The organism is Luteibacter sp. P4_D7_3 (genome assembly GCF_056401735.1).
Window position 1 is genome coordinate 1 of record NZ_JBFUIT010000131.1, and the last position, 10102, is coordinate 10102.

At 64.6% G+C, this 10102-nt stretch carries 8 protein-coding genes; 7 read left to right on the plus strand and 1 reads right to left on the minus strand.

The features are described from left to right. Together AC1DSN_RS12605 and AC1DSN_RS12610 are read left to right on the plus strand one after the other, a co-directional pair. Window positions 1-1390: beta-L-arabinofuranosidase domain-containing protein (locus tag AC1DSN_RS12605; protein ID WP_477330952.1), on the plus strand; the 1390-nt coding region annotated here is incomplete at its 5' end. 91 nt (window positions 1391-1481) lie between these two features. Beyond that, a complete protein-coding gene (locus tag AC1DSN_RS12610; RefSeq protein WP_477330954.1) occupies window positions 1482-2657 on the plus strand; it encodes a CaiB/BaiF CoA transferase family protein in 1176 nt (391 codons plus the stop codon). Window positions 2658-2729: 72 nt separating this feature from the next. Here AC1DSN_RS12610 and AC1DSN_RS12615 read toward each other — a convergent pair whose 3' ends face one another. Further along, window positions 2730-5372: an excinuclease ABC subunit UvrA gene (locus AC1DSN_RS12615; RefSeq protein ID WP_477297167.1), complete on the minus strand. Its 2643-nt coding sequence runs from the start codon at window positions 5370-5372 to the stop codon at window positions 2730-2732. Window positions 5373-5509: 137 nt separating this feature from the next. Here AC1DSN_RS12615 and AC1DSN_RS12620 point away from each other — a divergent pair, with 137 nt between their 5' ends. The 5 genes from AC1DSN_RS12620 (at window position 5510) to AC1DSN_RS12640 (ending at window position 10078) form a co-directional block, all read left to right on the plus strand. After that, window positions 5510-6772, plus strand: coding sequence for a phospholipase D-like domain-containing protein (locus tag AC1DSN_RS12620; RefSeq protein WP_477297166.1), 1263 nt, complete (start codon window positions 5510-5512; stop codon window positions 6770-6772). 72 nt (window positions 6773-6844) lie between these two features. Further along, complete coding sequence (locus AC1DSN_RS12625) at window positions 6845-7369, plus strand: ZrgA family zinc uptake protein (protein ID WP_477297164.1); 525 nt, start codon at window positions 6845-6847, stop codon at window positions 7367-7369. Then, window positions 7366-8082: an ABC transporter ATP-binding protein gene (locus AC1DSN_RS12630; RefSeq protein WP_477330956.1), complete on the plus strand. Its 717-nt coding sequence runs from the start codon at window positions 7366-7368 to the stop codon at window positions 8080-8082. Before AC1DSN_RS12625 ends, AC1DSN_RS12630 begins: the two co-directional genes overlap by 4 nt. 2 nt (window positions 8083-8084) lie before the next feature. Then, entirely contained in the window at window positions 8085-9341 is a 1257-nt protein-coding gene (locus AC1DSN_RS12635; RefSeq protein WP_477330958.1) for an ABC transporter permease, read from the plus strand. A gap of 8 nt (window positions 9342-9349) precedes the next feature. Then, window positions 9350-10078 carry a DUF3299 domain-containing protein gene (locus AC1DSN_RS12640; RefSeq protein ID WP_477298183.1) on the plus strand — a complete coding sequence of 243 codons (729 nt, stop codon included), beginning with the start codon at window positions 9350-9352 and terminating at the stop codon, window positions 10076-10078. Window positions 10079-10102 lie beyond the last annotated feature (24 nt).

Consider the following 10102-nt stretch of genomic DNA (forward strand, 5'->3'; position numbering starts at 1 on the left):
TCTCGATGCCGTACGCCGCATCGGTGATCTGTGTCTACACACGCTTGAGGCAGGCGGCATCGACATCACCGACCTGGGCAATCACTTCGGCATGTCGGCAACGGTGCTGCTCGATCCCGCGGTGGACCTGCATCGGGCCACGGGCGATCCGCGCTATCTCGATCTCGCCCGGCTTGTCCTTCGACAGGCAAACGCCCACCCGCCACTGGCCCTGCTCGACCAGTGCCTTGCCGGAACGGACGTCGCATTCATCGCTACGGGCAAGGCGTACCAGCTGGCCTGGAACCTGGTGGGTATCGCCAAGTTGCATCGCGTCACCGGCGAGCCGGATCTCTTGCGTGCCGTGGAGCATGCATGGCGCAGCATCCGCGACCACCATCTGACGCTGGGTGGCGGCCCCTGGGGCGGTGTCGCGCATCGTTCGCGCGAAGTGTTCAATGCGCCGGGTGCTTTCAGTCCGGAGGGCTACGTGGAGACCTGCTCCACGCTGGCGTGGATCCAGCTCAACCGTGAGCTGCTCCTGGTCACCGGCGAAGCGCGCTATGCCGAAGAGATCGAGCGCTCCGCATACAACGACCTGCTCGCCGCGCAGGCGCCGGATGGCGAGAACTGGTGTTACTACGTCTTTCCCAACGGTCGGCGTGTGCATACGACCTACTGGCGCTGCTGCAAGTCCAGCGGTGCGATGGCGGTCGAGGAGCTGCCGGACATCGCGACGATCGCCCGGGACGCGCGAACGCTCGACATCAATATCTATGGTCCTGGCCGATCGTCGGCCTTGCTCGAAGGGCCCGGGCGCGTGCAGCTGACCCAGGCCACCGCGTGGCCCTATCCGGATGACATACGCATGACCGTCGCTGTTGAGCGGTCGGCACGCTTCACGCTGAGGGTGCGTGTGCCGAGCTGGGCCGAAGGCGCGACCCTGGTCGTCAATGGCGAGGACGCCGGCGTGACGGTGCCACCCGGGCAGTACGCGATGGTCGAGCGTGATTGGCATGACGGCGATGTGCTCGTCGCCCGTTTTCCGGCGCAGCCGATCCTGCACCGGGCCAGCAATCGCAACATCCAGGAATCGCGCGCGCCGGACGGCAGCGCAGTTCACCAGGAAGTATTGCACTTCGACTACATCGGTCTCACCTGCGGACCACTCGTGTTCGCCACCGACCTTATCGACGGCTTCAAGACCAGCGAGACCGTAAAGCTACCGGAGGAGCCGCAGGCGAGCTGGCTTACGCTTCTTCCGGGTGAGAAAGGGAAGCCACCGGTGCTGAGTCTCGATCCTGGTTACCGCGCGCCGCTGCGCTTTACGCCTTATTTTGCGACAGGCGGACGGCATGATGGCGCATGGCGTCTCACCTGGCTGCCGTTGGCGCCGGAGAAGTCCTTGTAGATTCAAACAAGTTTTTCTGCTGCCAGAACATATCGCGCCGGGGTGTTTCCCGCACCCCGTGTCCGGCAAAGTGAATGGACGCAAACGGGACATGGCAGCTGTGGATAACGAGGCACGCATGGAAACACCGACATCGCCCCCCCGCACGCCCTCGGGCCCCCTCTCCGGCGTGCGAGTGCTGGACCTCAGCGCCTATATCGCTGGACCTTACGGCTGCACGCTGCTGGCCGACCAGGGCGCGGACGTCATCAAGATTGAGCCGCCCGGCGGCGACAATCTGCGCCAATACCCGTCGACGCTGGCCACCGAAAGCCGCGCCTTCCTCGGTGTGAACAGGAGCAAGCGCGGTATCGTGCTGGACCTGAAGAATCCGTCGGACCATGCGGCGCTGTTGCGCCTGGTGCGCGAGGCCGATGTGTTGGTGCACAACTTTCGCCCCAGCGTGCCGGCGCGTCTCGGCATCGACCACGACCGGATCGCGCTGATCAATCCGCGGCTGATCTATTGCGCCGTCACCGGCTATGGCGACCAGGGCCCGATGAAGGACAAGGCCGGCTACGACCAGGTGCTGCAGACCATGACCGGCATGTCGACCCTGCAGGGCAAGCGCGGTGGCCCTCCGGAAGTGATTTTTGGCTCCGTGGTCGACTATTACGCCGCCGCTCTGCTTGCCGCCGGTGTTTCGTCGGCGCTCTACGAGCGCGAGCGCAGCGGCATGGGCCAGTACGTGGGTGTGTCCCTGTTGCGCAGTGCGTTGACGATGCAGTCGGCGCGGATGATCTGGGCCGAAGGTGAGTCGCTGGATATTGGCCGCGACATGCGCTCGGGCGGCGTTACCGGCATTCATCCGACGCGCGAAGGCTACATTTACATCTCGGCCAATACACCGCATTTCTGGAAAGCCCTGTGCGAGCGCACGGAGCTGCATGCGCTCTACAACGACCCGCGCTTCGACACCGTGCGCAAGCGCGCCGAGCATCATGAGGAAATCGTGCCGAAGCTGCATGCCGCACTCGCCTCGCGCACGGCGCTCGAGTGGGAAGTTCTCTTCGGCGACGCCGTACCCAGCGCCGCCGCACGCCGGATCGAAGACATGTTCGATCACCCGCAGGTGACCGCCGAAGGCCTCGTCGCCACGTTCGACCACCCCGTGGTCGGCCAGTATCGCGGCGTCAACCACCCAATCCACTTCGGCCGGACGCCTGCGCCAGAACCCTTCGCCGCACCCACGCTCAACCAGCACGAGTCACTGCTGGAAAAAATGTAGGAGCGTATTCATCGGTGGTCCCGCGGCAGCGGGCCCGGTTGCCGCAAGCACCCATCGCCGATGAATCGGCTCCTACAAGGACAGGAGCGCGGCGAGGTAGGGGGCGGTGCGGCTTTCCTTTGATCGGGCGACATCGCGTGGGGCGCCGCTGGCGACAATCCGGCCGCCCTTATTGCCGGCGCCGGGGCCGACGTCGATCACCCAGTCGCTGCCTGCCACCACGCGCATCTCGTGCTCGACGACGATAACGGTATTGCCCGCCTCGACAAGGCCCTGCAGTTGCGCGACGAGTTTGTCGACATCTGACGGATGCAGGCCGGTCGTGGGTTCATCCAGGACATAGACACTGCTGCCGCGCTGGGCACGTTGCAGCTCGGTCGCCAGCTTGATGCGCTGGGCTTCGCCGCCAGAGAGCTCGGTCGCCGGCTGACCCAGACGGAGATACCCCAGACCGATGTCGCGCAGGATAAGCAGTGACTTCAGTACATTGGCTTCGTCGGCAAAGAACGCGCAGGCCTCATCCACCGTCATGCCGAGCACCTGGGCGATATTCCTCTCGTTCCACTGGATGGCCAGCGTCTGCTCGTTGTAGCGCGCCCCGTGGCATGTGGGGCAGGGCGCATAGACGCTGGGCATGAACAGCAGCTCGACGCTGACGAAGCCTTCGCCCTCGCAGGTTTCACAACGTCCCTTGGCAACGTTGAAGGAGAAGCGCCCCGCGTCGTAGCGTTTCGACTTTGCCGCCTTCGTCGACGCGAACAGCTTGCGCACGTGGTCGAACAACCCCGTATAGGTCGCAAGGTTCGAGCGCGGCGTGCGTCCGATCGGCTTCTGGTCGACCTGGACGAGACGCGTGATGGCTTCCGCGCCCGAGTGGATATGGCCGGTCGTCTTCGTGATGACGCTCGGTTCCAGGTCGTCGCTCTCGTCCTCGACGACGCGCGGCTCGTGGCCAAGGTGCTCACCGAGCAGTTCCACGAGCGCCTGGCTGACCAGGCTCGATTTGCCAGAGCCGGAAATGCCCGTCACCGAAGTGAATACACCGAGCGGGAAATGTGCGGTCAGCCGATGAAGATTATTCCGTGTGACGTTGCGCAGTTCGAGCCAGCCAGTCGGCTCCCGAACCGTGCGTCGTGCGACTTCGGCGCTGCCGAAGAGGTAGCGCGCGGTATGCGAAGCCGGCACATCCGCCAGTCCGGCTGGCGGCCCGCTGTAGAGAATCTCGCCGCCGCGTTCGCCCGCATCCGGACCTACGTCCACCAGCCAGTCGGCGCGGCGCATCATGTCGAGGTCGTGTTCGACGACGAAGATCGAGTTTCCTGATGCCTTCAGTTGCCCCAGTGCATGGAACAACGCTTCGCCATCGGCTGGGTGAAGTCCTGCCGATGGCTCATCGAGCACATACACCACACCGAACAGGTTGCTGCGTATCTGCGTAGCAAGGCGAAGGCGCTGAAGTTCGCCCGGGGAAAGGCTGGGGCTGCTGCGGTCCATCGACAGATAGCCCAGTCCGAGCGACTGCAGCGTGCCGATGCGTGCGACCAGATCCTGGGAAATGCGCTGCGCGGCGATACGTTTTTCCTCCGAGAGGTTTGGCGTGCGCCGCACGTCCGAGGAACCTTCGTGTCCCAGACCACCGGCGGCCACCCGACGTGCGATATCGCGCTTGCCTGCGGCGCGGCTCTGCGTCGTCCTGCCGCCCGGGACGAGTTCGTCGAAACGACCCTCGGCCGCCGGACGGAGTGTGTCTGCCAACTGGTCGAATGACAGGGCGGACAAGCTGCCGATATCGACACCGGCGAACGTGACCGACAGGGCCTCGCGTTTCAGGCGCTTGCCATCGCACACAGGACACAGGCTGCCGATCATAAAGCGGGAGACCCGCTTCTTCATCAAGGGGCTTTGCGTTGTGGCGAAGGTGTGCAGCACATATCGGCGCGCACCCATATAGGTACCCATGTAACTGGGCTCCGTCTTGCGCTTCAGGGCGGCCCGGGTTTCGGCGGGCGTGAAGCCCGCATACACCGGAGCGACCGGCTGCTCCTCGGTGAACAGGATCCAGTCGCGCTGTTTTTTTGGCAGGTCGCGCCAGGGGATGTCCACGTCGTAGCCCAGGGTGACGAGGATGTCGCGCAGGTTCTGCCCATGCCATGCCGGCGGCCACGATGCGATGGCGCGTTCGCGAATGGTGAGCGAGGGATCAGGCACCATCGTCTGCTCGGTGACCTCGTACACCTTGCCCAGGCCATGGCAGTTCGGGCATGCGCCCTGGGGGGTGTTCGGCGAGAAGTCCTCGGCGAAGAGCATCGGTTGCCTGGCTGGATAGCTGCCGGCGCGCGAGTACAGCATGCGCACCAGGCTGGAGAGCGTGGTGACGCTGCCTACCGACGAGCGGGTCCCGGGCGTGCCGCGTTGCTGCTGGAGCGCCACCGCCGGCGGCAGGCCTTCGATCTCGTCCACGTCGGGTACGCCGACCTGGTCGATCAGCCGGCGCGCATACGGCGCCACGGATTCGAAGTAGCGCCGCTGCGCTTCCGCGTAAAGGGTGCCGAAGGCCAGCGAGGACTTTCCCGATCCGGAAACGCCCGAGAAAACCACCAGCGCATCGCGTGGAACGGCCACGTCGATATTCTTCAGATTGTGTTCGCGCGCGCCGCAGACACGGACGAAGCCGTTACCGTGGACGGAGTCGGTGGGGGTAGGGCGCTTTTTCATGGCGTAGATTATCGTCCGAAGCGGTGGAGATGCCGTGCATCGGGGTGTCAGTGGCTGCTCCGTCGTCGTGGCGATTGACGAACGAATTCGGTAATAAAGGAGTGTTACGTTGTAACAATCTCTGACAGGAATACCCCATGCGTCCTTCCCTTCGCCTTGCTGCATTAGTTGCTGTGGTGGCTACCGCCTTGTCCGCCGGCGCACTGCAAGCCCGGGACAGGGCACTCCCTGCTGACTTCGAGATCGTCGAGAGCGTGCCCGATGCCTCGATCTACGGTGAAAGCGGCGTGCGTCGCACGCAGACGGTGTGGCTGGAAATGATTCATGGTGCAACCACCCGCATCGACATCGCGGCCTTCTACATCGCCGACAAACCGGGTGGCCCACTGGCGCCGGTTCTCGACGCACTGGTCGAGCGTGCCCGCGCAGGCGTCAAGGTACGCATCCTGGTCGACCAGACGTTCCTCGCGGACAACCATGAAAGCGTCGACCGTTTCCGTGCCTTGCCCGGCTTCGAGATTCGCGTGCTGCCGGTCAAGACGCTGACGGGCGGCGTGTTGCACGCCAAGTACATGGTGGTCGACAACGCAGACGTCTTCGTCGGGAGCCAGAACTGGGACTGGCGCGCCTTGAACGAGATCCATGAAATAGGGGCTCGCCTACGCAACCGGCGCTTCGCCCAGACGTTCGGTGCCACGTTCGATTTCGACTGGCAACTGGCTGGAAGCCCGGCCTCGCCGACTTCGGGGAAACACGCCGCGGCGGCGCTCGCGTTCGCCCCGGTCACGGCGACCGATCCGGAGATCCTGGGCGCGCCTGGCGAAGGCAACGTGGTTTCCTATCCGGCGTTCAGTCCCACCTCGTTGATGCCGGACTGGGTCACGGCCGAGGAGCCTGCACTGGTCGATCTCATCAACAGTTCGCAGCACATCGTCCGCGTGCAGGTCATGACGCTCTCGGCGCTGCGCGGCTATGGCGAGAAGGGATGGTGGATACCGGTCGACGCGGCATTGCGTGATGCCGCGGCGCGCGGGGTGGACGTCCGGATCATCGTGGCCGACTGGGCACTTCACGAACCCATGCAGGGCTACCTCAAGAGCCTCAGCCTGATGCCGAACATCACGGTCAAGTTCAGTCGCGTTCCGCCGTCACCGACGGGCTTCATTCCCTATGCGCGTGTCGAACACGCGAAGTACGCGGTGGTCGACGATCGCGGCGTCTACATCGGGACAGGAAACTGGGAGTCGAGTTACTTCCATACGTCGGTAGACGCATCGGTCTTCATGCGGGGAGCGGGTCCCGCGGCGACACTGACACGCATCTTCGAGCGTGACTGGTCGGGCCCGTACGTCACGACCGTGGAGGCTGGCAAGACCTACGTCGAGGCGACTACGCACTGACGATGGAGGGACTAGCGCGCTGCCGAGGTTCTCGTGTACGTTATGTTATAACATACACGAGTCGGCCCGCACATGAAATTACGAACAGCCCCGTTTCTGGTCGTCCTGGCCCTCGCGGCAGGGCGCTTACCGGCCGAAGAGCGCCACCTGGGTCCTCATGTCCATGGCCAGGCGACGCTCCAGGTGTCAGCGGACGGACCGGCGTTGGTGGTCGCCCTGAGCATTCCTGGTCACGACGCCGTGGGCTTCGAGCATCCACCGGCCACCACTGAACAGGCGCAAGCGCTCGCCAAGGCCAGGGAAACGCTGCGGGTAGGCAAATGGCTCGTGCCTGCCGGCGGGGCCAACTGCACGGCGCCCCCCGCGAAGGTCGTCGCCGACGGCTTCGACGTTAATGCCACGCCCGGCGGACACGCTGATTTCGACGTGACCTATGAGTTCACGTGTGCGGCYCCCGAAAAACTCGATGCCGTCGAAGTCGGCCTGTTCGCCGCCTTCCCCGCGTTGCAGCGTGTGGTCGTCGACATCGTGACGGCCAATGGCGCGACGCAGCAGGTGCTCGACAGGCCCATGACGCATGTGACTTTGTCCCCATGATTCCCTATGGCGACGCTCCGCTGGTGTCGTGCCGTGGGCTGCAGTTCAAGTGGCCCGGCTCGGAGGCCATGTTGACGATGGATGACTTCGCCGTCGCGCCCGGCGAGCGCATGTTTCTGTGCGGACCCAGTGGCAGCGGCAAAAGCACGCTACTGGGTTTGCTCTCAGGCGTGCTGCGGGCGACCCACGGGGAAGTCACCGTGCTTGGCGTGCCGTTTTCCACGTTATCGGCCCCGCAGCGGGACCATTTTCGGGCCGAACACCTGGGCTACGTGTTTCAACAGTTCAACCTGTTGCCGTTCCTCAGCCCCGTCGAGAATGTGTTGCTCGGTTGCGCGTGGTCCCCGGCGCGCGCGACCCGCGCAGGTACCACGCAACAGGCGCAACGTGCCGAGGCGGTTCGACTTCTCGACTCGCTGGGCCTGGTGGCGCAGCTGGTCGAGCGCTCGCGCACGGGCAACCTCAGCGTCGGCCAACAACAACGCGTGGCGGTCGCTCGCGCCCTTATCGGTGGTCCAAAGCTTCTCATCGCCGACGAACCAACGTCGGCGCTCGACGCGGACAACCGCGACGCTTTCCTTCGCCTCCTGCTTGCCGAGTGCACACGGCACGGAACGGGCGTTGTTTTCGTGAGCCATGACATGAACCTCGCCCGTCACTTCGATCGCGCCGTGAGTCTCGGCGACCGCCCGCCTTCGCAGATGGTGGCCTGATCGTGAACCTCATCTCACTTGCACTGAAGAGCCTTCGCCAGCGTCGTACGGGCGTGCTCCTGACGGTCGTCACCATCGCACTCAGCGTCTTTCTTCTTCTGGGCGTGGAGCGCGTTCRTGTCGACGCACGACGCGGTTTTTCCAGCACCGTGTCGGGCACCGACCTTGTCGTCGGTGCCCGGTCGGGACCAGTGAACCTTCTGCTGTACGCGATTTTCCATGTGGGGGAGGCGACCAACAACATCACCTGGAAAACCTACGAAGACATCCGGGCCATGCCGGAGGTGTCGTGGACCGTACCGTTGTCCCTCGGCGATTCGCACCGCGGCTTTCGCGTCGTCGGCACCACGACGGATTTCTTTGTCCACTACCACTATGGGGCGAAGCAGGCCTTGTCGTTCACCCGTGGCGCCCCCTTCGCGGACCTCTACGACGCGGTCATCGGAGCGGAAGTCGCTCGCCAACTGCATTACACGGTGGGCGACAGCATCGTGCTCGCGCACGGACTCGGTGGGCCAGCCACGGCGCTTCACGCCGACAAGCCTTTCCGCATCAAAGGCATCCTCGCGCCCACCGGTACACCGGTGGATGCCACGATCGCGGTGAGCCTCGAAGCTATCGAGGCTATCCATGTCGACTGGCGGGGCGGCATGCGCCTGCCGGGGCTGGAGGCGAGCGCGGAGAGTACGCGCCACATGGATCTGACGCCGAAGGCCATTACCGCGTGCCTGGTCGGGCTCAAGTCTCGCCTGTCCTCGTTTGCCGTGCAGCGGGCCATCAACGAGTACCCGGACGAAGCCCTGCTTGCGGTGCTGCCCGGCGTCGCTCTCGGTGAACTGTGGCACCTCATCGGTACCGCTGAGAATGCGCTTCGGGCCGTGAGCGTTATGGTCGTTCTGGTGGGCATGTCCGGCATGCTTACCGCGCTCCTGGCCATGTTGAACGAGCGTCGCCGCGAGATGGCTATTCTCAGGGCGGTCGGCGCATCCGCCCGTACCGTGTTTGCGCTTCTTGTTATCGAGAGCACGTTGCTGACGACGTTCGGTGCGGTGCTTGGGTGCCTGCTTCTTTTCGGCGTCGTCGCCATCGGACACGATTATCTGCTGGCCAACGCCGGCCTGGTACTGGAACTCGCACCGTCCGCCACCGAGTGGTGGCTGCTGGCTGCCGTCATCGTTCTGGGAGCCTTCGCGGGCGCGATTCCCGGCGCGATTGCCTACCGACGTTCGCTGAACGATGGCCTGCAGGTGCGCCTGTGAAGCGCGTCATGTTGCTTGCTCGTGTAAGTACGACCATCGCGCTGGCTGCTTTTCTCGCGGGTTGTTCCGGATCTTCCGGGGACAGCGTTGCGGACGGTCCGGCGTCCGGTGCCACGAGCGCGCTTGCGCGGGCACAGGCGGAAGCCGATGCCGGGCGCGCGCAACGTGCTGCGGCAGGTGCCGCCGGGATTGCGGCCGCCAATGCCTACGCCGCGGCGCACGGCGTAGCGAAAGCAGCGCCCTCGCCAGGTTCCGACGTGCTCGGCCTTCCGGACGAGAACGGCTTTGCGGATCTGGACTGGACGAAGATGGTGCCCCCGGAGGACTTCAAGGCCCTCGAGAACGCGCCGCCGGTGCTGCACGTCGGCAACCAGCGCATGAAGCAGATCGGCACGCTGCACACCGTCGAGGCGCTCAATGGCGCGAAGGTGCGGCTATCGGGTTACGTGGTGCCACTGGAGTCCGATAGCGACGGGAACATGGTCGAGTTCTTCTTCGTGCCGTTCTACGGCGCGTGCATCCACGTGCCCCCGCCGCCACCGAACATGCTGGTGCACGTGCGGCTGTCGCACGGCATCCCGACGCCAAGCCTCTACGACCCTCTGACGCTCAAGGGCGTGCTTCACACGCAGGTGACCGAGAACGCGCTCGCGGCCTCTGCGTACGCCGTCGATAACGGCACGCTCGAAACCTACAGCAACAGTGACGAAGACAGACTTCGTCGTGCATTCGAGTAACACCAAAGACTCGCAGGATACCCC

Excerpts from the sequence above, each read along its gene's own strand:
- AC1DSN_RS12615 (WP_477297167.1), bottom strand. The coding sequence starts at position 5,372 with ATGAAAAAGCGCCCTACCCCCACCGACTCCGTCCACGGTAACGGCTTC.
- AC1DSN_RS12630 (WP_477330956.1), top strand. The coding sequence starts at position 7,366 with ATGATTCCCTATGGCGACGCTCCGCTGGTGTCGTGCCGTGGGCTGCAG.
- AC1DSN_RS12620 (WP_477297166.1), top strand. The coding sequence starts at position 5,510 with ATGCGTCCTTCCCTTCGCCTTGCTGCATTAGTTGCTGTGGTGGCTACC.
- AC1DSN_RS12640 (WP_477298183.1), top strand. The coding sequence starts at position 9,350 with ATGTTGCTTGCTCGTGTAAGTACGACCATCGCGCTGGCTGCTTTTCTC.
- AC1DSN_RS12610 (WP_477330954.1), top strand. The coding sequence starts at position 1,482 with ATGGCAGCTGTGGATAACGAGGCACGCATGGAAACACCGACATCGCCC.